The following is a 24,703-nucleotide window of genomic DNA, read 5'->3' on the forward strand; positions in this document are numbered from 1 at the left end:
CCCATATCTTTAGTATTTTCGAAAGCCTTACGTAATACTGCCCCTTGCCCTGCCTTTCAGCGCGCCGACGCGCCGCGCCAGGTGCGCAGTAGTAGTGCATTGGTCACGACGCTCACACTCGAAAACGCCATCGCCGCGCCGGCCAGCATCGGATTCAACAAACCGAAGGCGGCAAGCGGAATGCCGATCAGGTTGTAGACGAACGCCCAGAAGAGGTTCTGCTGGATCTTGCGCCACGTCCGGCGCGAAATATCGAAGGCGTCGGCCACCAGCGCCGGATCGCCGCGCATCAGCGTGATGCCGGCCGCCTGCATCGCGACATCGGTGCCGGTCGCCATCGCGATGCCGATGTCGGCGGCAGCGAGCGCGGGAGCGTCGTTGATGCCGTCGCCCACCATCGCGACGATGCCGGCGCTGCGGATTTTCAGATCGCGGATCACCCGGGCTTTGTCGTCGGGCAGGACTTCGGCGTGGAATTCGTCGATGCCGAGCGCCTGGGCAACGCTCGCCGCGCTGCCGTGGTTGTCGCCGGTAACGAGCACGCTTTTGATGCCCATCTGGGCAAGCCGCTCGACGGCCGCGCGGGCGGTCGGCTTGACGGTGTCGCCGAAGGCGATCAAGGCGAGCGCGGTGGGCGCAAGCGGCGCGCGCTCCATCAGCCAGGAGACCGTGTTGCCGGCGGCTTCGAGCTGTTTTGCGCGCTCGGCGAGTTGCGGCGGCAACTGGATGCCGAGTTCGTTGAGCCAGCGCGTGCTGCCGAGCGCGAGGGTGCGGCCCTCGACGTCGGCTTCCACGCCGCGCCCGGGCACCGCACGAGCGGCGCTGGCCGTGAGCGTCGGAACTCGCGACTCCGCCGCGGCCGGCGACGCCACTTCATACGCCTTCACCACTGCCCGCGCCAACGGGTGATCGCTATGCCGCTGCATAGCCGCAGCGAGCGCCAGCGCCTCGTCGTGCCCAATGCCGCCGATCGCATCGAACGCCGTCACCGACGGTTGCCCGAGCGTCAGCGTGCCGGTTTTATCGAACGCGACGATATTCACCCGATGCGCGGTTTCCAGCGCCTCGGCGTCCTTGATCAGCACGCCGCGGCGCGCAGCGACGCCGGTGCCGGCCATGATGGCCGCGGGCGTCGCCAGTCCGAGCGCGCACGGGCAGGCGATCACCAGCACGGCGACCGCATTCAGAATCGAGGTTTCGCCACCCGCGCCGGCGATCAGCCAACCCACCAGCGTGAGCGCCGCAATCGCCAGAATCGCCGGCACGAAGATCTCGCTGACGCGGTCGACCAGCCTTTGGATCGGCGCTTTCTCGGCCTGCGCACTTTCAACGAGCCGGATGATTCGCGCGAGGGTCGTCTCCGCGCCGATCGCGGTGGTCGTCACCGCAATCGCGCCTTCACCGTTGATCGACCCGGCGGTAACCGGATCGGCTGCCTGCTTCGGCACCGGCAGGCTTTCGCCGGTAATCAGCGATTCGTCGATGTGAGTGCGGCCTTCGAGCATCGCGCCGTCCACCGGCACGCGCTCGCCCGGACGCACGATCACCACCGTGCCGACCCGCACTTGCGCGAGCGGTACTTCGCGTTCGTCCGTGCCGACGCGGATACGCGCGCGGTCGGGGCGCAGTGCGTTGAGCGCACGGATCGCATCCGTGGTCTGGCGCTTGGCGCGCGCTTCGAGCCATTTACCGAAACGCACCAGCGTAATCACGACCGCCGACGCTTCGAAATACAGATGCGTCATGTCGCCCGGATGGGTCGCCAGTTCGTAGACGCTGATTCCATAGGCTGCCGACGTGCCGAGCGCGACCAGCAAGTCCATGTTTCCGGCGCCGGCCCGCACCGCACGGAAGGCCGCGCGATAGAAACGCGCGCCGAATACGAACTGCACGATCGAGGCGAGGGCGAACTGCAGCCACGGGGAGAGCATCGCGTGCAAACCGAACCATTCGCCGACCATCGGCAGGACGAGCGGCAGCGTCAGCACGGCGGAGGCGAGCACGGCCGCCAGTTCGCGGCGCGTCTGGCTGCGTTTGCTGTCGGCAGAGGAGGCAAGGGCGGAATTTCCGGCCGCCGACGCCGGCGCGATCAGCGTTGCCTCGTAGCCGGCTTTCTTGACGGCTGCGATCAATGCGTCGGAGGCGACATCGTCATCCGAAGCCACGTCGCTGAGATTGACGGTCGCCGTTTCGGTCGCCAGATTCACCGACACGCCCGCGACGCCCGGCACCTTGGCGAGCGCCTTTTCCACGCGCATCGCGCATGAGGCGCAGGTCATCCCGCCGATCGCCAGTTCCGTCGCGTGCGAAGTTTGCGCCGGCGCAACGTCGGGCAGCGCCGACGGCGTCGCTTCGTAGCCCGCTTTACGCACGGCGCCAGCGAGCGTTTCGGGGTCGACGGCAGCGTCGCTGTCGATACTGGCTTTTTCTGTGGCGAGATTCACCGACGCGCGCGTGACCCCCGGCACTTTGGCCAGCGCCTTTTCGACACGCATCGCGCACGAGGCGCAGGTCATGCCGCCGATGTCGAGTTCGGTGGTTCTGGAGGGCGTGGCGTCCGCGGGACGCAGCGGTGTGGCAAGTTCGGTCATGGCAGGCAAGGCTCGTCGCGGCATTGGGCCGCATCATGAACCCAGTATTGACCTTCCCATGATGGGAAGGTCAAGGATGTTTTTGCGGTGCGCCTTGCCGGGCAGTCGCGTGACCTGGCCAGCAGGGCAAGAATCAGTGGGGGAGTGACAAAAATCGTCAACCGTACGCTAAATGATGGCCACGCGCGCATTGCCAGGCGCTATTCCTGCCTTTGCGCTTGCCTGGTGAGCAAGGATACGATACAACCCGATGTTGTCGGAATCGCGAGCCACCGCCTGGCTGCGCTGGGCTTTGGGAGGCCACGCAAACCGGTTTCGCTGCGCACCGACGTCTCCCTTAGGACCGCACGTTCTGCCACCTGAACGAATGATAAAAAATCGCCGAGAACTGTTTTCGCTTCACTGGACCTGCGCATCGCTCGTAGGCCTCGCATTTCTGGCTGGTTGTGCGTCGACTCCGTCCACGACGCAAAAAGCCGACAGCTGGGTCAAGGACGAAGTCGCCGATTCGTATGTATTCGGCTATCCGCTGGTGCTGATGGGCGTCGCGCGCGACGCGGCGGTCGGCACCGATCCAGGCCAGGCGCCGATCAACACGCTGCGTCACGCGCAGGCCTTGCCGCCGATCGGCGCGTCCAATCCGCTGCAGCCGAGTCTCGACACGCTCGACTCGACCGGCTGGCTGGACGTCGGCACTGAGCCGGTGATCGTGTCGCTGCCCGATTCGCGCGGCCGCTACGTGGACGCCCGCGTGCTCGACATGTGGACCAACGTGGTGTGGTCGACCAGCTCACAGTTCGCTACCCGCGCCGCGGGCATCAAGGCGCAAACGATTGCCTTCGTCGGCGCGGGCTGGCAGGGCGATCTGCCCAAGGGCGTGACGCGTGTCGACGTTCCGACCCGCAACGCCTGGGTGAGCGTACGCATCCAGTCGAACGGCACCCGCGACCTGACGGCGGTGCGCAAGCTGCAGCGCGCCATCCGTATTGCACCGTTGAGCGTCTACGCGGGCGACACGCGCTCGGCATCGATTACGCCGCCTAGCAGCAATGCCGCCGATGCTGCCGCCGCGGCCGCTTCCGGCACGCCGGCTGCGCAAGTCGCCGCGCTCGACGCGAACGGCTTCTTCAGCCGGCTCGCGCAGGCCTTGCCGGACAACCCGCCGGCGCCGGCCGATCCGCACGCGCTGAAAATCCTTTCGGACCTTGGTGTGACGCCTGGCGATCCGGTGAAGCTGCCGAGTCCACCCGAGGCGATCGCCGCGGGCCTGGCCGACGGTCACCTGCGTGTCGTCACGCCACCCTCCAATCTGCTGATCGGTAACGGCTGGAACTGGTTCGGCGACGGCGTGGGTAACTACGGCCCCGACTATGCAATGCGCGCCTACGCCGCAGCGACCCAGCCGGGTATCGGCACGAAGGACGATGAAGTGCGCGCGGTCGTCACCCAGGACAGCGACGGTCATGCGCTGAACGGCGCAAATCGCTACGTGATCCACTTCGCGCCGAACCAGTTGCCGCCGGTGCGCGGCTTCTGGTCGATCACCGCCTACACGAAGGACGGCGCGTTAGGGGAAAGCGCGCCGGCGCGTCTCGCAGTCGGCGATCGCAACGGTGCGCGCCGTAATCGCGACGGCTCGCTCGACGTGACGGTGTCGTCCACGCGCGGCAAGAGTGGCAACTGGCTGCCGGCGCCGCGCGCCGATTTGCAATTGATGCTGCGTTTGTACGCACCGAAGCCGCAAGCGACCGATGGCAGCTGGCAACCGCCGGCCGTCGTGCGTCAGTGAATTGCCGCCGACGTCGTTGAAGTTGGCTAGTGAAATGCCTCGGTGAAGCGGGGCAGCGAAGTGCTGGTGTGAAGTCCATGAATGTTATGCGTCACTGCTGTGACAGTGAGGTATGAGTGACGCATAGACCAACGCGTGTCCGCCGCTTCGTGCCGGCGGACATGCGCTGCAGTAGCGTGCAACAATGTGTAAGCCACGGCTTACATTTCTAGGCCGCGTAAGATTCACCACTTATACTGCCGCTTGCGGGATTTTCGTTTCGCGGCGGGCTTGCCGCCGCATTACCCAAGACCGAGCATGGCAAGCCTCAATAAAGCATCAATCGCCTCTTCCATGCAGACCGTGCGCGATGTCGCGCAGTCACGCCGCACCCGGCGTGTCATCACGGGTCTGCTGATCTTCCTCGGATTGTTCGGTCTGCTGGGCTTTTTCGCGGCGCCGCCGTTGATTCGCCACATTGCCGAGCAGCAACTCAGCAAGCAACTCGACCGGCCGGCTACGATCAGCCGCATCGCACTCAATCCGTACACGCTCAAGCTCGAAGCCGATAGCGTGCATATCGGCGAGCGCGGCGGCGCGGGCGACTTTGTCGATATTGCGCGGCTCATCGTGAAGCCGTCATGGAGCTCGCTGTTTCGTGGCGCGCCGATCGTCGATGAAGTGCAACTCGATTCACCACGCTTTCATATCGTTCGCTACGACGCGCAGCGCTTCAATTTCACCGACCTGATCGAGAAATTCTCGAAGCAGCCGGCCAAACCCGATAGCAAGCCGACGCTGTTTTCGGTGTCGAACATTCGCCTCGAAAACGGCCAGATTACGTTCGACGACAAATTGCTCGGCGCAACGCACGTGATCGATCAATGGAAGCTCGGCATTCCGTTCATCGCTACGCTGCCTTCGAAAACCGACATCTTTGTGGAGCCGTTGCTGCGTGCGCGTATCGACGGCAGTCCGCTTGCGGTCGACGGCAAGACCAAGCCGTTTGCCGCGTCGCGCGAATCGGAGGTGTCGCTGCGCTTCGACGGGCTCGACGTGCCGCAGCTCATCTCCTACGCGCCGACCAAGCTGCCTGTGGTTGTGCAGAGCGGCAAGCTATCCACCGATCTCAAGCTCAACTTCGTGGTCTCTAACGACGCTCCCTCGTTACGCGTGGCAGGCACCGTCGACTTGAACGATGTGGACGTGCGCGATCAGAGCAAGGCGCCGTTCTTCGCGGCGCGCGCGTTGCATGTGGCTGCCGGGACGCTGGAGCCGCTGAAGAACCTGTATCACATCGACGAGATCCGCATCGACGCGCCAAGCGCCAATCTTGCGCGTGATAAAGACGGCGTGTTGAGTGTCGAGCGGATGTTCGCGCCTGCGCCTGCTGCGGGGGCTTCGGCATCGGCGCCAGCGTCTGCGCCCGTTGCGGCGTCGGGTAGCGGCGCCACGGAAAAGGCCGTACAGCCTCTGGACCTGTCGATCAAGCGTTTCGTGCTCAACGACGGCACCGTGAACGTTCACGATGAAGCGGCCTCGCGTCCGGTTGACGCCGGCCTGCAGAAACTGGCCGTCACGCTGACCGATTTCTCGACGCTCGCTACCGCCCCCGCGCATTACACGCTCAATACCGATTTCAAGGACGGCGGCGGCTCGCTCGGCGTGGCCGGCGCGTTCGGCCTTGTTGCGAAGACCGCCAGCGCAAAGGTCGATTTGAAGTCACTGAAGTTGCCCTTGCTGCAACCGTACCTCGACACCGCGACCGCCGCGCAAGTGGTGGACGGCGCACTGTCCGCCAACGCGAATGTCGGCGCGAACTGGTCGAAGTCGCCGGTCGCAGTCATGGTCACCGATACACAACTCAATCTGCAGTCGCTCAAACTCGCAGCGCGCGGCAGCAAGGAACCGGTCGTCTCGCTCGCGCAAGGCCAGGTGACGGTCAAACAGGTGGACGTGGCGGGGCGTACTGCCGATATCACCGGCGTCGATACGACCGGCTTGGTGGTCAATGCGCAACGTCTGAAGGACGGCAGCATCGACCTCGCCGCGCTCGCGGGTCCGCATCAGGCCGAGCAACAGCGCACGGCGATCCATGCGGTGAAGAAGGCGGAGGCAGCGGGGCCCGCGTGGCACTACAAGATCGGCGAACTTAACCTGAAAGACGCGACCGCGAATTTCACTGACAACACGACGCCGAATCCAGTGAAGCTGAGCGTGACGCCGTTGCAATTGAAGGTGCAGCAGATCAGCGACGATCTGAGTAAGCCGTTGCCGGTCGATCTGCAAGCCACGCTCAACAAGAAAGGCACGCTTGGCGTAAAGGGCAATGTCACGGCGACGCCGCTCAAGGTGGCCGTCAAGGTGAACGCGAACCGCCTGGATGCGGCGGCCTTCGAACCGTACTTCGGCAGCAAGCTGAATGCGCTGATCGCGAGCGCGTTGCTCAATGCGAATGGCGATCTCGCGCTGAGTCAGGCGAAAGCGCTTAAGGCGACATACCGCGGCGATGTCGCGCTCGTCGACGTGCGGATGATCGACAAGGCGACTTCGGACCCGTTCGCAGGATGGAGTTCGCTCGCGCTGACCAATCTGAAGGCCGACTACGACGAACACGGCACTGTGGTCGATGCGGGCCGCGTTACGTTCACGAAGTTCTATGGGCGTGTGCTGCTCGACGCGCAAGGCAAGCTCAATCTCAAGGATGTGGTCGCGCATGAAAGCGGCGCCGCGCAATCGCTGACACGCGACAAGAGCGGCGGCCATGAGCCGGTGCCGTTGACGCCGCAGGCTGCGTCGGCGCCAGAGTTGGCTTCCGCGCCGGTACCGGCGTCGTCGGCAACGCCGGCCACAGTGACGGCCGCCACGCCGCCGCAAAGCCCCGTCAAACTGCACTTCGGCCAACTGGTGCTGCAACAGGGCCGCGTGACGTACACCGACAACTTCATCAAGCCGAACTTCACCGCGAACCTGGTTAGCATTCAAGGCACGGTCGGCGCGTTCGGCACGCAGTCGACTACGCCTGCGCCCGTGGACATCGCCGCGAAGCTGGCGGCGAATGGTCCGCTATCGATTCGCGGTACGGTCAATCCGCTGATTGCGAAGCCGGCACTCGACCTGACTGCGAGCGCGCACGATATTGAGCTCACCAATCTCACGCCGTATTCGGCGAAATACGCTGGCTATCCGATCACCAAAGGCAAGCTGAACGTCGATCTGCACTACAAGCTCGATAACGATCAGTTGAATGCCAACAATCATATTTTCATCGATCAGCTTACGTTCGGTGACCACGTCGAGAATGATACGGCGACCAAGCTGCCAGTGCGTCTCGCGATTTCGCTGCTGAAAAACTCACGCGGTGAAATCGATGTGAATCTGCCGGTGTCGGGTTCGTTGTCGAATCCGGAGTTCAGCATCGGCGGCCTCATCTGGCATGCGGTGCTCAATCTGCTGCAGAAGGCGGTAACGGCGCCGTTCTCGCTGATCGCCAACGCCTTCGGTGGCGGTGGCGAGGAGTTGGGCTATGTCGAGTTCGAGCCCGGGTCGGCGCAACTGTCCGACGCTGCGGACAAGAAGCTCGACACTATCGTGAAGGCGCTGGCAGACAAGAGCTCGATTCGTATCGATCTGATTGGCCGCGTCGATCCGGCGATCGACGGACCGGGCCTGCGGGCGCAGTACGTCGACCGCCAGGTCAAGCAACAGAAGATCAAGGACGTGGTGGGCAATGGCGAAAGCGTGGATCTGTCGACCGTTACCGTGGATCCGAAGGAATACGACAAGTACTTGACCAAGGCCTACAAGGCGGCCGACTTCAAGAAGCCGCGCAATTTTGTCGGTTTGACCAAGAGCCTGCCGGACGACGACATGAAGGCGGCAATGGCTGCCAATGCTCCGATCGACGACGCCAGCTTGCGTCAGCTCGCCCAGCAACGGGCGCAAGCCGTGCAGCAGTATTTCGAGGGCAAGATCGACAGCAGCCGCGTGTTTATCGTCGCGCCGAAGCTGGACGCTGATGGCATCAAGGACAAGGGTGCCACGACGCGGGTGGACTTTGGATTGAAGTGATGCGTTGTGTGGCGATGCGAGCCGGTTAAGCGGCTCGCGTCGGCACCTTCTTCAACGCCGTCTGCTCGATCACGCGCGCGAGCGTGTCGAATGCCGGACCGATCTTCTCGTTCGGCACGCAGGCGTAGCCCAGCAACAGTCCGCGTCGCGCGGGCGTCTCGCTGCTGTAGTAAGCGGCGAGCGGTCGCACGATCACGCCGGCATCGTAAGCGGCTGCCGTGACGGCGCGATCGTTCGCATGATCGGGCAGCCCAAGCACCAGATGCAGCCCGGCCTCGTCGCCCATCACCGGCAGTTCGTTGCCGAAACGCGCGGTGATCGCGTCGATCAGAATCTGCCGGCGCTCGCCATAGAGCGCGCGCATACGGCGTACGTGCGATGTGAGATGGCCGTCCATGATGAAGTCGGTCATCACCGCCTGCTGCATTAACTGTCCCTCGCGATACAGCTCGGCCACGCCCGTGCGGAACGTATCCACCAGATGTTCCGGCGCGATCATGTAGCCGATCCGCAAACCCGGAAACAGCATCTTCCCCAAACTTCCCACGTAGATCACCTGGCCGGCGTCGTCGAGTCCTTGCAACGACGCGAGCGGACGGCTGCCGTAGCGGAATTCGCTGTCGTAGTCGTCCTCGATGATCCAGACGTTGTGTTGGCGTGCGTATTCGAGCAGCGTGCGGCGCCGCGCGAGACTCATCACCATGCCGAGCGGATATTGATGCGACGGCGTGACGAGCGCCAACCGCGGCGGCTGTTGCAGATCCTGCTCGCGCGGATTGAGGCCCTCGTCATCCACCGGCACCGGCACTAGCGTAATCCCCGACGATTGCAGCACGCTGCGCGCGCCCCAATAGCACGGCTCTTCTACCCACGCGCGATCGCCGACGTCGGTCAATAAACGCACGGCCAGATCGATCGACTGATGAATACCCGTCGTGATGATGATCTGATCGGGCGTGCAATTCACCGAGCGCGCGACGCGCAGGTAATCGGACAGCGCCCGCCTTAACGGCCGATAGCCGCCGCCCGGCGCATAGGTCAGCAGATCGGGATTGGCTTCCTTCCACAACCTTGCTTGTAAGCGGCTCCATGTGCGCGCCGGAAACTCAGCGACGTCGGGCACGCCCGGCATGAACGCGCCCCATTGCTTGGCGGACACGCCTGCCTGATCGATGAGCCTGCGTCCGCGCATGGAGAGGTCGCCTAGATCGCGTTTGGGCGGCTTCAAGGCCTCGGCGGCTTGATCGGCGCTGTCAACATTGACACTCGCCACTGTCGGCTTCTTGCGTGCATTCACTGCTGCCGTGTCCGGCCGCGTGTCGGCGACATAGGTGCCGCTGCCGGTGGTCGAGATCACATAGCCTTCGGCGGTAAGCTGGTCGTAGACGTGCAGCACGGTGTTGCGCGCGATGCCGAGGTCCTCGGCGAGCGTGCGCGAACTGGGCAGCTTGGTGCCAGGCGGTAGCTGACCGGTCAGGATGGCCTGCTGCATCAGCCGCAACGTCTGTCTGTAGACCGGTTCGGCGGCGGCGCGGTCGAGTCGCGCGGCAAGCCAATCCGACAAGATCACGGTGTCCAAGTGGTTCTATCCGGAATAATGAAATGGTTCCATATTGTAGAACCGTAAGGGACTATAGTGAGCCACGCAATTAATGCAATCCCGCTGCTTTGCAGGGGGAGCCAGCCGGACCGCAGAGGAGACTAGTGCGATGAAAACCGATGACGTGATCGTCAGCTTTCGGGGTGTGCGCAAGACGTACGACGGCGAAACGCTGGTCGTCAAACAACTCGATCTGGATATTTACCAGGGCGAATTCCTGACGCTGCTCGGGCCGTCCGGATCAGGGAAAACCACATGTCTGATGATGCTGGCGGGCTTCGAATTTCCCACCGGCGGTGAGATTTGGCTCGACGGCACGCTGCTCAATACCGTGCCGCCGCACAAGCGCAACATCGGCATGGTGTTTCAGAACTACGCGCTGTTCCCGCATCTGACGGTCGAGCAGAACGTCGCGTATCCGCTCACGGTGCGCAAACTGTCGGCGGAAGAGCGTGCGCATCGCACGAATAACGCGCTGAAGATGGTGCGCATGGAAAGCTTCGCAAAGCGCTACCCGGCGCAGCTTTCCGGCGGCCAGCAGCAACGTATTGCGTTGGCGCGGGCGCTCGTGTTCGAGCCGAAGCTCGTGCTGATGGACGAGCCGCTCGGCGCACTCGACAAGCAGTTGCGCGAACACATGCAGTACGAACTTAAATCATTGCACGAGCAGCTCGGCGTCACGTTCGTGTATGTCACGCACGATCAGGGCGAAGCGCTGACCATGTCCGACCGCGTTGCCGTGTTCGATAAGGGCATCGTGCAGCAACTCGATACCGTGGATCGTCTCTATGAATCGCCGTGCAACGAGTTCGTTGCGAACTTCATCGGTGACAGCAACAAGCTGCGCGGCACGATTGCGAACGTCGACGGCGAGTACTGCGAGTTTCATCTGATTGACGGCACGCGACTCACGGGACGCAATATTGGCGGTGCGCGGGCGGGCACGCCGGCGGTCGCGTGCATCCGTCCTGAGCGTATGAAACTCGCCAACGGCGTGTCACGGCCTGGCGCTAATGCACTAAGCGGCGAAGCGCGCGGGCTAATCTATTTCGGCGACCACGTGCGGATGCGTTGTGGTTTGCCGGAGCAGGACGAGTGCTTCGTGAAGGTGCCGCTCGGCACCGATGCACTCGAAACCTTCGCACCTGGCGCGCCCGTCGCGCTCGAGTTTGCGCCCGAGCATCTGCGAGTGTTTGCAGGCGCGTGAGCGCGTGCAATGCACGGGTTGCAGGTCGTCGACGCAGGCAAAAGAAGCAGTTCACCTAAGCAGCACATAACAAGTCGCACTGTACGTAGCTTGAAGCACACCACCAAAGGAGAGCAACACACCATGAGCAAGATCGGGAAATCGCGCTGCGCCATCGCTGTCGGTGCTGTGGCGCTCGCGCTGGGCGCCGCGCAAGTCAATGCAGCTGAACTGACGGTCGTCAATTTCGGCGGCGCGAATGGCGACGCGCAAAAGGTCGCATTCAACCAGCCGTTCGAAACGCAAACCAGCAATAAAGTGACCGCCGTTGAATACAACGGTGAGCAGGCCAAAGTGAAGGCGATGGTCGAAGCCAAACACGTGAATTGGGACGTGGTGGAAGTTGAATCGGGCGACATCGGCCGTGGTTGCGACGAAGGCCTGTACGAGAAGCTCGACTGGTCGAAGATCGGCAAGAAGTCGGACCTGATTCCGGAAGCACCGCAAACCTGCGGCGTGGGCTTCTTCGTGTGGTCGACGGCACTCGCGTACAACGCCGACAAGCTGAAAACCGCGCCGGCTGGCTGGGCCGACTTCTGGGACGTGAAGAAATTCCCGGGCAAGCGCGCGATGCGCAAGGGCGCGCGTTACAACCTCGAATTCGCGCTGATGGCCGACGGCGTGCCGCCGAAGGACGTCTACAAGGTGCTCGCCACCAAGGAAGGCCAGGACCGCGCGTTCAAGAAGCTCGACGAACTGAAGCCGAACATCCAGTGGTGGGAAGCGGGCGCGCAGCCGCCGCAATTCCTGGTCGCGGGTGACGTGGTGATGTCCACTGCGTACAACGGCCGTATCGATGCCGCGCAGAAGGAAGGCAAGAACCTCAAGGTGGTGTGGAACGGCAGCATTTACGACCTCGACTACTGGGCGATTCCGAAGGGCACGCCGAACAAGGCGCTGGCTGAGAAGTACATCGCGTATTCGATCTCGTCGAAGCCGCAGCAGGACTACGCGCACAACATTGCGTATGGTCCGGTGAACGTGGCGGCCATCAAGGCGCTCGATCCGAAGACGCTGTCCAATCTGCCGAACTCGCCGGCTAACGGCAAGAACGCCGTGCTGCAGAACCTCTCGTTCTGGACCGACCATGGCGATGAGCTGGAGCAACGTTTTTCGTCTTGGGCTTCGAAGTAATTAGCCAGGTGTGAGAAGGCGCGGCTTTTATGGTGAAGCCGCGCCGCGTCAATGCAATGAAACAAACGCAAACGCATGTCTTCGCGATGTGCGCGAGCGGCCGGATGCATGGGATCGGAGTAAGGGCTAGCGCGCTAACTCCGGATCGAGGAGACGAGGTGTGACTACGATGACGATCGCCGCCGATTCGACGCCTGAGTCGAATGTTCGACTTAAGCGAGAACTGAAGGCCGCAGAAGCAAAGAAGCGCGCAATGGCGCTGTTGCTGATTGCACCGCTCGCCATTTTTCTGCTGCTGATTTTTGTCGTGCCGATCGGTGCGCTATTGACGCGGGCCGCGCAGAATCCGGAAGTGATGAACGCCCTGCCGCATACGCTGAATGCGTTGAGCGGTTGGGATCGCAAGGCGCTGCCGCCTGACGCCGCATACTCCGCGCTAGCTGTGGACCTGACTGCGATTGCCGATAGCGATGGCATGGGCGCGCTGGCGCGGCGGCTGAACGTGGAAATTCCAGGCTATCGCTCGCTGGTCGCAAAATCGGCTCACGCCATGCCGTTCGTCGACGACAACAGCAAACCGCTAACGCTCACGCCGGCCCAGATGCACGCGAAGTTCGTCGAACTCGACGAACGCTGGAACAACGTCGCGTACTGGCAGGCGATCGCGAAGAATTCCGGTGCCTACTCGCCGTTTTATCTGCTGGCCTCTTTGGACCACAAGCAGGACGGATTCGGTCACATCATCGAGACGGATCCGGAGCAACAGATTTATCTCCACGTATTCAGCCGCACCTTCGTGATCGGCGCAGTCGTGACATTCTTTGCGCTGCTGCTCGGTTATCCGCTCGCTTACTGGATTTCGACGCTCTCCGACCGCCGCGCGAATCTTGTGATGATCCTCGTGCTGATTCCGTTCTGGACTTCGATCCTCGTACGCGTTGCTGCATGGATCGTGATTCTGCAAAGCGAAGGGCTGGTGAACAAGGCGCTGATTGCGAGTGGCATTTTGCACGATCCGTTGTCGTTGCTGTTCAACCGCACCGGCGTGTACATCTCGATGACGCACATTCTGCTGCCGTTCATGATCCTGCCGCTGTATAGCGTGATGAAGTCGATCCCGCCGACCTATCAACGTGCCGCGATCTCGCTCGGCAGTCATCCATTCGCCGCGTTCTGGCGCGTGTATGTGCCGCAAACTTATCCGGGTATCGGGGCGGGCGCACTGCTTGTGTTCATTCTTGCGATCGGCTACTACATCACGCCGGCATTGCTCGGCGGACCGAATGATCAGATGGTCAGCTACTACGTCGCGTACTTCACCAACGTGACGATCAACTGGGGTATGGCGTGCGCACTCGGCGGTTTGCTGCTTGCCGCGACGCTCGTGCTGTATGTCATCTATGGACGCTTCACGCGTTCGTCCCTGAGCCTCGGCTGATTGGCTGAACGGAGCTTACTCGCGATGAAACTTGCCAAGCCCTTGTTTGCGCCGCATACGTCCTTGATCGAGCGCGTGTGGTATTTCGCGTTGCGCGCGCTTGCCGTGCTGACGCTGCTGTATTTGATCCTGCCGGTGCTGGCGATTGTGCCGTTGTCGTTTTCGTCCAGCACGTTCCTGGTGTATCCGATTCCGGGCTGGTCGATGCGCTGGTATGCGAACCTGATCGGCTCCGATGAATGGCGCATGGCGGCGAAGAATAGCTTTATCGTGGCGCCGTCGGCGACTGTCGTGGCGACTGTGCTCGGCACGTTGGCTGCGATTGGCCTGACCAAAGCGAATTTCCGCGGCAAGGCATTGCTGATGGCGGTTCTGATTTCGCCGATGATCGTGCCGGTGGTGGTGGTCGGCGTCGGCATGTATCTGTTTTTTGCGCCGCTTGGTTTGGCGAATACGTATATCGGGCTGATTCTCGCGCACGCGTCGCTCGGTGTGCCGTTTGTGGTGACGACGGTCGCGGCGACGTTGCAAGGCTTTAACTACAACCTGGTGCGCGCGAGTTTGTCGCTAGGAGCGAATCCGGTGAAGACGTTCTTCCGTATCACGCTGCCGGTGATTGCGCCGGGGGTGATTTCGGGTGCGCTGTTTGCGTTTGCTACTTCGTTTGATGAAGTGGTCGTGACGCTGTTCCTGGCTGGGGCGGATCAGACTACCTTGCCGCGTCAGATGTTCACTGGTATTCGCGAGAACATCAGCCCGACTATCGCGGCGCTGGCGACGATTTTGATTGTGTTCTCGACTTGTCTGTTGCTTGCGTTGGAATGGCTGCGGGGGAGGAATGCGGCGCGGGCGGTGGCGGCGTAAGCGTCGCGCCCGATGACAGCTGTTATGCCACACGAATGCAAAAGCGTGGATTTTCCGACATGATTCTAAGAATGTTCCCATTCCGTCTCGTGCTGCGTCTCTTCATACTCGGAGCCTTCTTAAAGAAGATGCGCTCGACGCAGAAGAGCAATGAAATTTCAGCTAACGCTGCTAGCTTTTGCACTGGCCTTGTCAGGCTGCGCGGATCACGCCGCGCGTGAACGTCTCGGGATTGAAGATGCCACGGTGCTGAAAGCGGGAATCGGCACATCGCAGGACGAGGCAGCAGGCGCGGCAAACGCGCAATGGGTTGGCGCCTATGCGTCAATCGTCAGCAGTCGCACCGCGCTGGCATCGTTGCAACAGCGGATCGATCAATTGCCCGGCGACAAGAGCGGCTACTTCCACGCGAAGGCCCAGTGCTGGATCGATGCCGGTCAGCAGACGCAGCAGGCTAACGATCACTGGGGCTTCGTTGAGGAAGCGATCGGCCAGGCTGCGGTCATCACAATGAGCCTCGAAAACGGCACGCCGTTGTCCGCTGCTAACCCGGTCTTACGCACGGTGTCCACGGTGCGTCCTGATCTGTGGAAAATCGTCAATACCATCAAAGGCGATCCTGCCTTCGCCCAGTGTCCCCAGGCACAACAACCTCTTGCATGTGCTGAAGTCGAACTGCTGCAAGCAGGCCATGACGCTTGGGCGCGTAGATTCTCCGCTGCTGAACAGCGCTTACCCGAGGTTCAGGATAATTTGCGGAAGTCGGCGGAAACGGCGTTGCAATGCTCGCAGGCGAAAGCGACGCCTGCATCGGCACCCGCAGTACAGGTGCCTCAAAAGATTACGCTGCGGGCCGACTCCCTGTTCCGTTTCGACGGCAGCAGCGAGGCTGCGATCCTGCCGGCTGGCAAGCGACAACTCGACGGGGTGGTCACGGGCTTGAAGCGGGCCCCAACGGTACGCGAGCTAAAGATCACCGGGTTTGCCGACCGACTCGGAAGCGATACCCACAACCAGAGTCTATCGTTGCAGCGTGCGCAGACAGTCAGGCAGTATCTGCGCAACCACGGCGTGACGTTGCCTATGACCGCGCAAGGCCAAGGCAGTGCGAATCAGTTAGTCACCTGCCAGCAAACAAAGCGCGATGAACTGGTGCGGTGTCTTGAGCCAAACCGGCGCGTCGAAATCGAATTTGTGCTGGCCGAGTCGTAGCGTGCACATGCATCAAGAATCACCGTCGGTATCTATGGACGCCAACGTCGCGCAGCAGCTGGTCGATATTTCGACTCGCACATGTTGTGTCCCGGCTCCGTTGTGAGCCTCCTGTAATCTCAATTCTCCATAGTCTCTCACCGCAAAGCAGAAGTGCATTTGTGTGCACATCTGGCAAGAATACTTACCGGCGGCCTGCCTTCTCATTTTTAGGGCGCATGGGGTTTCTTCTCGATCGATTCAGATTTTGGGGCTCGCGCATGGTGACAATTGACGTGATAAGGGGATTTTTAATGAGCGACAAGACCGTGAGCACGTACAAGAGCCGCATTCAGGAAAAGCTTGGGCTGTCGTCGTTGGCCGCGCTAATCGAGTTTGCGACATTGCACAGACTGATCGACTGAGTTTTTCGGGTTATGAAAAAAATGAGTCGGCTTGGTTCTCCAGCGGACACGCGTAGTCGTGCATCACGCTTCTCGCAGAATGCGGGACTTACGTCAATCCGCTTTGCGGCGGTTTTGGGCGGCCTTTGTGCGTTTGCGCTGCTGTGTATGTTCTCGCTACGGGCCAATGCGGCACTGCTAGCCGACGGTGCGCCACGCATGCTGTACCACAACAATTCGCGTCCGGCTGTTGTGCTGGCCGCGCGAGATGCGGTGGCCCAACTCGGGCAACCGGCTCACGGCACTCATTCGCGCAACGAGACTGTCGCCAGCGCGCCCTTCGTGCTTGCATCGCGTGATAGTCGCTATGTCACGGGCCAACCGGCAACTGGCGCACGTGACACCGAGATCGATCGGCAAACGTGGGTATTGGAGCTCGCTGCCCCCGCGGTTGTAGCGCTTGCCGGTGCGTGCTTGTCTCGCGCCGCGCTGAGGCGCGCTGCGGAGAAATGGCGTCGCGCTGAAGATGAATGGGCACGCCGGTGCGATGCAGCCGAAGCACGGGAGCAGGCTGCGCGTGTCAAGGCATCCATCCAGGCACATGCCGCCGCAAAGCAGGAGCAGCTCTGGCTGCTCGGCGCGATGCGTCTCTATACGGAAGCTCCGTTGACCGCCGTAACGGGTCTGTTTGAATCGCTCGAAACCGCAGCGATGCCGTCTGCTCAACGCACGCAGATGTTGATGATCCAGTCCGCGATGCGTACGTGGGCCCAAACGCTTCACGATCTGATGGATATTTCGCCGTTGGAGTCACGAACCATCGTTCTAGACGAAAGTGTGACGAATCCGCGGGAGGTCATCGACGGTGTCATCGCGCTGTTGGCTCCTGCTGCCGCGCAGCGAGGCTTGCGTCCGAGTGTGAGCTTTGACCAAGCGGTGGCGACGCTGATACTCGCCGATAGTGCGCGGCTTGGTCAGATTTTCTTCCACCTGCTAAACCACGTGATTCAACTCGGCACACAGGGCGAGATTGCCGTCGTTGTGCAGGCGGAACTACTGAATGCTGGTTCGCAGCGTATTTCTATCAAATTGATGGATACCGGACGTGATGCAGTTCACGTTGCCCAATTGCCACTGTTCGAGCCGATCGTTGATCTAGCGTTCGCCGGAGAATGGCCCGCCAACTTGGACGCTTGCTTGTCGCTTTGCCAGATACTGGCGCAGCGTATGCAAGGCGAACTTTTAGTCACGAGCGATTCAAAATCCGCCACTCGTGTGAGCTTCAGTGCGCCGTTCAGCGTCGAGCAATGGGGGCCATCCGCGGAATTGACGAGCAACGCACGGGCGCCCCTGTTCACCATCGCCGCGCAGTCGCGGGACGTTGCCACGAGCTCCTCATTTGAACCCTTCGAACGTCGCTATCTCGACGCGCTGTCGGAAGAGGGTATCAATCTCTACACATTTCTAAGTGCCTGGCGTCGTTCGATGACGGACGATCTGGAGCGCCTAGGCGGCTTGCATCACCAGCATGACATCGATGGGTTACGCACCTTGCTGCACAGATTGAGTGGGGCCGTGGGCCTCGTCGGTGCAGGCAGTCTGATGGAAGCGCTACGGAGCGCTAGTACGGCACCGGAGCACGAGACCAGTGCAATCGACTCGCTCATCGAGCGCAGCAGGACTTTGGTCACGCAACTCGACACCGCGATCGACCCACACCGGAGCATCATGCAATGAACCGACCTCTGGCCTTGATTGAAGGTGCTCTGGCGATTCCGAAACCGCGCCCATTCGACGGCTTGCCGCCTCCTTTCGGCTCGCGACGACGTACCGCGCGAGCCGCGACACAAGACGCCACGCAACCTATCGCTCAAACCGAAGCACAGCGGGCGCTGCAGGACGCAGTGCAACGCCGGCCGCAGCAGGCACGACCGGGTCCGTTTCCTCCGGGCGCGAAGCTTTTCTTCTATAAAGTGCCGCCGCGACGCGTGGCTTCCCACGGCTTTGACGCGGCGCTGGCTGAAGCAAAGCGCTACCTTGAGGCAGGCAGGGTACGTCCGCGCTCGTCGCGGTCGGACCACATCCTCGGTGGGGCGATCTTCGTGGGTTGCAGTATCGCGCTGGCCTGGTTGCTGGCGACATGCGCGATGCGAGACGCCAATAAGGCGAGCGAACTGGCTCTGAGACCAGCGGTTCCGCCGGCCGTCAGCAGTCCACACGTTGTCGATCCACAAGAACCGATTGAGCTGGCTCAGTTGGCAGTTGAAGAGATGCAGACGATTTCGGGGAGTGTGCCTTCAGCAGCTAGCGCGGTGCCAAAGACAAGCACCGTTGCAGCGCCACCGTCCGCAAGCTTTGCAAAGCGCTATGCGGCGGCAGATGTCGTGCCAGCACCTTCCCGCGAGACCACGACAACCCGCCTAGCAAAGACGGAACGCAAAGTCGCGGTCGCACGTATGACCGAAGGGCATGTCAACGAGCGGCTCGCGCTGAGCCGTGCCGTTCGCCCAGCCGCGGGGCCTGCCGTGTCGAAACAGCCAGAATGGACCACGCGTCTGTCGGCCGAAAACGACACAGTCGACCAGGCAGCGTTGCTCAACTGGGCCAAGCAGTCACGCGCGCATGTCACCACGCGCGCCACCGTACCGGTCTCGGGCGGCGTCGACTGGAACGCCCACATGACCCAGCGCCGCATCACCGACGATCCCGCCGCCTTCCACACCGACCGCAGCGACAAATAAAAAAAGCCCGGCCAAAGCCGGGCTCTCAAATCGGCTGCGTCCTTCCACAAGGACGCAGCACCTGCAAAACAGCTTGCAGTTACTGCATGCGTTACCTAATACCTTAACCTCAAGCAGCCAGCAGCGAACGCAACACGAACGGCAGAATCCCGCCGTGCTTGTAGTAGTCCACTTCGATCGGCGTATCGATACGCAGCAGAACCTGCACGCGCTTCTCCTTGCCGTCCTTGCCGCGAATTACCAGCGTCACTTCCTGTTGCGGCTTGAAGTCAGCGCCCAGGCCTTCGATGTCGTACGTCTCTTCGCCGGTAATACCCAGCGACTGAACGCTATCCGACCCCTTGAACTGCAGCGGCAGAACGCCCATGCCCACCAAATTCGAACGGTGAATCCGCTCGAAGCTGCGAGCAACCACAGCCTTCACGCCCAACAGTTGCGTACCCTTCGCAGCCCAGTCACGCGACGAGCCCGTGCCGTACTCTTCACCCGCAAACACAACCGTCGGCGTGCCCGCGTCGATGTACTTCATCGCTGCGTCATAGATCGACTCTTGTTCGCCGCTCGGCTGGTGAATCGTCAGGCCGCCTTCCACACGCGTACCGTCTGCCTTCGCCGGGATCATCAGGTTCTTGATCCGGACGTTCGCGAAGGTGCCGCGCATCATCACGTCGTGGTTGCCGCGGCGCGAGCCGTAGCTGTTGAAGTCGGCCTTCTGCACGCCGTTTGCCTTCAGCCACTTGCCTGCCGGCGAGTCTTCCTTGATCGAGCCTGCCGGGCTGATGTGGTCGGTCGTGACCGAGTCACCGAAGATGCCCAGTGCGCGTGCGCCCTTGACCGGAGCGATGCTGTCGGCCGGCGTCATCGAGAAGTCCTTGCCGAAGAACGGCGGCTCAGCGATGTAGGTCGACTTCGGCCAGTCGTAGACTTGACCTTCTTCGCCTTCGATCTTGCTCCACAGGTCGCCCTTCTTGGTCAGCGACGCGTAGTTCTTGCGGAACGCGTCTGCGTCCAGCGCGAACTTGAGCAGCTCGTTGACTTCTTCGCTGGTCGGCCAAATGTCGCCCAGGTAGATGTCCTTGCCGCCCTTGCCCTTGCCGACCGGTTCGGTCATCAGGTCGCGCGTGATGTTGCCGGCGATTGCGTAAGCCACAACCAGCGGCGGCGAGGCCAGGAAGTTCGCGCGGATGTTCGGATGGATACGCGCTTCGAAGTTACGGTTGCCCGACAGAACCGCTGCCGCGACGATGTCGTTCTTCGTGATCGCTTCGTTCAGTTCCGGCGTCAGGTCGCCTGCGTTGCCGATACAGGTCGTGCAACCGTAAGCGGCCAGCGTGAAACCGAGCTTGTCGAGGTACTTCATCAAGTCGGTCTTCGTCAGGTATTCCGTGACGATGCGCGATCCCGGCGCCAGCGAGGTCTTGATGTGCGGCGCGACCGTCAGGCCAGCTTCCACAGCCTTCTTGGCCAGCAGACCAGCAGCCAGCAGCACGCTCGGGTTCGACGTGTTCGTGCACGACGTGATCGCGGCGATCAGGATGTCGCCGTTCTTCACGTCGACGCCGTTGCTCGTCGTGTATTGCGCGTCCAGATCTTCCGACTTCTTCGCAAAGCCGTTTTCTGCCACCGGCTTCGAGAACAGGTCGCTGAAGGTCGACTTCACGTGACCAATTTCGATACGGTCTTGCGGGCGCTTCGGACCTGCCAGCGACGGCGTCACCGTGCCGAGATCCAGCGTGACGACCTTGGTGTAGTCGATCTGGCCAGCCTTCGGAATACCGAACAGACCCTGCGCCTTGAAGTAGTTTTCGAAGGCGGAGATTTCTGCGTCGGTGCGGCCCGTGCCCTTGAAGTAGTCGATGGTTTTTTCGTCGACCGGGAAGAAGCCCATCGTTGCGCCGTATTCCGGCGCCATGTTGCCGATCGTCGCACGATCCGGCAGCGACAGCGACTTCGTGCCTTCGCCGAAGAACTCGACGAACTTGCCGACAACCTTTTCCTTACGCAGCAGTTCGGTGACGGTCAGGACCAGGTCGGTCGCCGTCAGGCCTTCGCGCAGCTTGCCCTTCAGTTCGACGCCCACCACGTCCGGCGTCAGGAAGTACACCGGCTGGCCGAGCATGCCGGCTTCAGCTTCGATACCGCCCACGCCCCAGCCCACCACACCGATACCGTTGATCATGGTGGTGTGGCTGTCGGTGCCGACCAGCGAATCCGGGTAGTACACGGTGTCCGCGCCTTCGGCCTTCTTGTGCACGCCGCGTGCGAGGTATTCCAGGTTCACCTGGTGAACGATACCGACGCCCGGCGGCACGACCTTGAACGTGTCGAATGCCTGCATGCCCCACTTCATGAACTGGTAGCGCTCGTTGTTGCGCTGGAATTCCAGTTTCATGTTCAGATCGAGCGCGTTTTTTTCGCGGAAGTGATCGATCTGCACCGAGTGGTCGACCACCAGATCAACCGGGACCAGCGGTTCGATCGACTTCGGATCCTTGCCCATGTGTTTCGCGACACCGCGCATTGCAGCGATGTCAGCGAGCAGCGGAACGCCGGTAAAGTCCTGCAGCACGACGCGCGACACCACGAACGGGATTTCGTCGACGCGCGCTGCGGTCGGCTTCCAGTTCGCGAGTTGCTCGATGTGTTCTTCGGCGATCTTCTTGCCGTCGTAGTTACGCAGCACCGATTCCAGCACGATACGGATCGAAACCGGCAGGCGGTCGATCTTGATGTTCAGTGCCTTGCCGAGTTGCGGCAGGGAGTAGAACTTGCCTTTGCCGGAACCGCTGTCGAATTCCTTGAGCGTTTTGTGGAGGTTGTGGGCCATGGTGTTTTCCTTGGTTTGATCGCGGAACTACTGTACTTAACTAGATGACGTACAAATCGACGTATTCATTGACCGGCATGGCTTCGAGCCTTGCCTGATCGAGCGACACGTCGAGAATCGCCAGTTGTTGCTTGACCGGAAAGCGGCGCGCGAGATTGGTCTTGAACTTCTCGACCAGCAACGGTATCCCGTCTTCGCGACGACGCTTATGACCGATCGGGTATTCGACTACAACTTCGTCGAACGTCGACCCATCGTTGAATTCGACCGTCAGTGCATTGGCGATCGAACGCTTCTCCGGATCGTGGTAATCCTTCGTGAACTGCGCGTCTTCGACGCATTCCATCCTGGCGCGCAGCACATCGATACGCGCGTCCTGCGCGATCGAATCTTCATAATCCGCGGCCGTCAGGCGGCCATGGATCAACGGCACGGCGATCATGTATTGAATGCAATGATCGCGGTCGGCCGGATTGTTCAGGGGGCCCTTCTTGTCGATGATACGGATCGCGGCTTCGTGTGTGCGGATCGTGATCTTCTTGATGTCTTCCACTCGCTTGCCTGCTGCATTGAGTTGCGCATGCAGCGTCATTGCCGCTTCCACCGCCGTCTGCGCGTGGAATTCAGCCGGGAACGAGATCTTGAACAACACGTTTTCCATCACGTACGAGCCATACGGACGCTGGAACTTGAACGCATTGCCTTTGAACAGGACATCGTAAAAGCCCCACGTCTTCGCGGTCAGCACCGACGGATAGCCCATCTCGCCAGTCTTCGCGATCAGCGCAAGACGTACGGCGCGCGAAGTCGCATCGCCTGCCGCCCACGACTTGCGCGAACCCGTGTTCGGCGCGTGACGGTAGGTGCGCAGCGCATGCCCATCGACAAACGCCTGCGATACCGCGTTGATTAACTCTTCGCGCGTCAAACCGATCAGTTGGCCGACCACGGCGGTGGAAGCCAGCTTCACCAGCAATACGTGATCGAGCCCGACCTTGTTGAACGAGTTTTCGAGCGCGATACAGCCTTGAATTTCGTGCGCCTTGATCATGCCGATCAACACGTCTTTCATCGTCAGTGGCTTTTTGCCTGCTGCGATGGCACTGCGCGAGAGCCAGTCGGCCGTCGCCAGAATCCCGCCGAGGTTATCCGACGGATGGCCCCATTCGGCGGCCAGCCATGTGTCGTTGAAGTCCAGCCAGCGGATCATTGCGCCGATGTTGAAGGCGGCTTGAACCGGGTCCAGCTGGAACGACGTGCCCGGCACCTTCGCGCCGTTGGGGACGATCGTGCCCGGCACAATCGGTCCCATCAGCTTGGTGCAGGCAGGATAGGTGAGCGCCTCGAGTCCGCAGCCGAGCGTATCGATCAGGCAGTTACGCGCGGTGTCCAGCGCGAGCGTGCTGTCGATCGGAAATTCCAGTACGTAATCGACGATATCGACCAGGACTGAGTCCGGGTCGGGTCGCACGTTGGAAATCGGAGCGGACATCGGGGAGCTTTCCTGATGTAACTGATTAGTTGCTGGTCTTGTCGATCGCGTTCGATTGCGTCGGAGCCGGTGCGCCTTGTTGCATCGCTGCCGTCTTGCACTCGTCGGCCAGACGCGAGCTGTCCTTATCCGAGAACAGCATTGCCTTCGTTGGGATCACGACCAGGTCCATACCCGATGCTGCGTCGTGGAAGCGGTCTGCGCCGGTGGTGGTCGATTCGCGCGGCAGATTGTAGTTTTTGTTCGCCCAGTGAACCGTGACGATCTGGTCACGCTTCATGTCGCCCTTCAGGTCGAATGCCAGACCTTCGTTGCACGACCACTTTTCCGAACCTTCCGGCACCGGATCAACCTTCGCTTCCTTGGCCGGATTGGCCTTGCGCTTGATCAGGCGCTTCGGTTGCGGCTTCTTCGGCACAGCCTTGGCAGCCGGCGTGGTGGTGGTTTGTGCAGCGGCGTCCGTCGCAACGGTCAGCATCGTCGTGGACAAAGCGCCGATTACGGCGGCGATCAACAGCTTATTCATGGAGGAGAACCTTTCTATCTAGTTTCAGTTGAACAGTACGCGGGCTACCGGTCCTGGCAACCGCGAGGGTTGAACTGCACGCGCTTCGAAAGCGCACAGCGACCGCTATTTTCTCCTATTTAGCGCCACGAACTTCAAATTCTCTGGACCGGTGTAATTCGCACTCGGACGGATGATCTTGTTGTCGATCCGTTGCTCGATAATGTGCGCACTCCAGCCTGCCGTACGGGCGATCACGAACAGCGGCGTGAACATCGCCGTCGGCACGCCCATCATGTGATACGAAACCGCGCTGAACCAGTCGAGATTTGGAAACATCTTTTTCACATCTGCCATCACTGTTTCAAGTCGCTCGGCGATATTGAACAGCTTCAGGTTGCCCGCTTCCTTCGACAGCTTCTTCGCGACTTCCTTGATGACCTTGTTGCGCGGGTCGGAGATCGTGTACACCGGGTGACCGAAACCGATCACCACTTCCTTGTTCTCGACACGCTTGCGGATATCGGCCTCGGCCTCATCCGGCGTTTGATAGCGCGACTGGATTTCGAACGCGACTTCGTTGGCGCCGCCGTGCTTCGGGCCGCGCAGTGCGCCGATTGCACCGGTAATCGCCGAGTAGATGTCCGAACCCGTGCCCGCGATCACACGGCCGGTGAACGTCGACGCGTTGAATTCATGCTCGGCGTACAGGTTCAGCGACACATGCATTGCATCAACCCATGCCTTCGACGGTTCCACACCGTGCAGCAGATGCAGGAAGTGACCGCCGATCGAATCGTCGTCGGTTTCGACTTCGATGCGCTTGCCGTT

15 protein-coding genes and 1 pseudogene are annotated in these 24,703 nt (G+C 61.3%); 10 read left to right on the forward strand and 6 right to left on the reverse strand.

The window, feature by feature from the left end; translation table 11 throughout:
• Positions 1-56: 56 nt before the first annotated feature.
• On the reverse strand, positions 57-2,591 hold the full coding sequence (locus tag BM438_RS11695) for a heavy metal translocating P-type ATPase (protein ID WP_093634410.1): 2,535 nt from the start codon (positions 2,589-2,591) through the stop codon (positions 57-59).
• A gap of 367 nt (positions 2,592-2,958) precedes the next feature.
• Between BM438_RS11695 and BM438_RS11700 the strand changes: the two genes are divergently transcribed.
• Positions 2,959-4,380, forward strand: coding sequence for a DUF1254 domain-containing protein (locus tag BM438_RS11700; protein ID WP_093634411.1), 1,422 nt, complete (start codon positions 2,959-2,961; stop codon positions 4,378-4,380).
• A 297-nt stretch (positions 4,381-4,677) separates the two neighbouring features.
• The gene (locus BM438_RS11705; RefSeq protein ID WP_093634412.1) at positions 4,678-8,430 is read left to right on the forward strand and encodes a DUF748 domain-containing protein; all 3,753 of its coding nucleotides are present in this window, start codon (positions 4,678-4,680) and stop codon (positions 8,428-8,430) included.
• 25 nt (positions 8,431-8,455) lie between these two features.
• Here BM438_RS11705 and pdxR read toward each other — a convergent pair whose 3' ends face one another.
• A complete protein-coding gene (pdxR, locus tag BM438_RS11710; RefSeq protein ID WP_093634413.1) occupies positions 8,456-10,009 on the reverse strand; it encodes a MocR-like pyridoxine biosynthesis transcription factor PdxR in 1,554 nt (517 codons plus the stop codon).
• A gap of 130 nt (positions 10,010-10,139) precedes the next feature.
• Between pdxR and BM438_RS11715 the strand changes: the two genes are divergently transcribed.
• From BM438_RS11715 to BM438_RS11750, 8 genes and pseudogenes are all read left to right on the forward strand, one after another.
• Positions 10,140-11,237 carry an ABC transporter ATP-binding protein gene (locus tag BM438_RS11715; RefSeq protein WP_093634414.1) on the forward strand — a complete coding sequence of 366 codons (1,098 nt, stop codon included), beginning with the start codon at positions 10,140-10,142 and terminating at the stop codon, positions 11,235-11,237.
• Between the two features lie 123 nt (positions 11,238-11,360).
• Entirely contained in the window at positions 11,361-12,410 is a 1,050-nt protein-coding gene (locus BM438_RS11720) for an ABC transporter substrate-binding protein (RefSeq protein WP_054034777.1), read from the forward strand.
• A gap of 169 nt (positions 12,411-12,579) precedes the next feature.
• On the forward strand, positions 12,580-13,848 hold the full coding sequence (locus BM438_RS11725; RefSeq protein WP_200617752.1) for an ABC transporter permease: 1,269 nt from the start codon (positions 12,580-12,582) through the stop codon (positions 13,846-13,848).
• 24 nt (positions 13,849-13,872) lie between these two features.
• The gene (locus BM438_RS11730; protein WP_093634416.1) at positions 13,873-14,712 is read left to right on the forward strand and encodes an ABC transporter permease; all 840 of its coding nucleotides are present in this window, start codon (positions 13,873-13,875) and stop codon (positions 14,710-14,712) included.
• Positions 14,713-14,862: 150 nt separating this feature from the next.
• Positions 14,863-15,924, forward strand: coding sequence for an OmpA family protein (locus BM438_RS11735; RefSeq protein WP_093634417.1), 1,062 nt, complete (start codon positions 14,863-14,865; stop codon positions 15,922-15,924).
• A gap of 293 nt (positions 15,925-16,217) precedes the next feature.
• Positions 16,218-16,328, forward strand: a pseudogene (locus tag BM438_RS11740) (LuxR C-terminal-related transcriptional regulator); the annotation flags it as partial.
• Positions 16,329-16,973: 645 nt separating this feature from the next.
• Positions 16,974-18,044, forward strand: a complete 1,071-nt coding sequence (locus BM438_RS11745; RefSeq protein ID WP_244179348.1) for a sensor histidine kinase — start codon at positions 16,974-16,976, stop codon at positions 18,042-18,044.
• Positions 18,041-19,048, forward strand: coding sequence for a hypothetical protein (locus BM438_RS11750; protein ID WP_093634418.1), 1,008 nt, complete (start codon positions 18,041-18,043; stop codon positions 19,046-19,048). Before BM438_RS11745 ends, BM438_RS11750 begins: the two co-directional genes overlap by 4 nt.
• Positions 19,049-19,157: 109 nt before the next feature.
• Here the strand turns inward: BM438_RS11750 and acnA are convergent, their stop codons facing one another.
• From acnA to BM438_RS11770, 4 genes are all read right to left on the reverse strand, one after another.
• Positions 19,158-21,875, reverse strand: a complete 2,718-nt coding sequence (gene acnA, locus BM438_RS11755; RefSeq protein ID WP_054034783.1) for an aconitate hydratase AcnA — start codon at positions 21,873-21,875, stop codon at positions 19,158-19,160.
• Between the two features lie 40 nt (positions 21,876-21,915).
• The gene (locus tag BM438_RS11760; protein WP_093634419.1) at positions 21,916-23,367 is read right to left on the reverse strand and encodes a bifunctional 2-methylcitrate dehydratase/aconitate hydratase; all 1,452 of its coding nucleotides are present in this window, start codon (positions 23,365-23,367) and stop codon (positions 21,916-21,918) included.
• Between the two features lie 25 nt (positions 23,368-23,392).
• Positions 23,393-23,893, reverse strand: a complete 501-nt coding sequence (locus tag BM438_RS11765; protein ID WP_093634420.1) for a hypothetical protein — start codon at positions 23,891-23,893, stop codon at positions 23,393-23,395.
• A gap of 105 nt (positions 23,894-23,998) precedes the next feature.
• The coding region (locus tag BM438_RS11770) for a citrate/2-methylcitrate synthase (protein ID WP_279630546.1) at positions 23,999-24,703 on the reverse strand (705 nt) is incomplete at its 5' end.

This window comes from Paraburkholderia aspalathi (genome assembly GCF_900116445.1).
Classification (GTDB): Bacteria; Pseudomonadota; Gammaproteobacteria; order Burkholderiales; family Burkholderiaceae; genus Paraburkholderia; species Paraburkholderia aspalathi.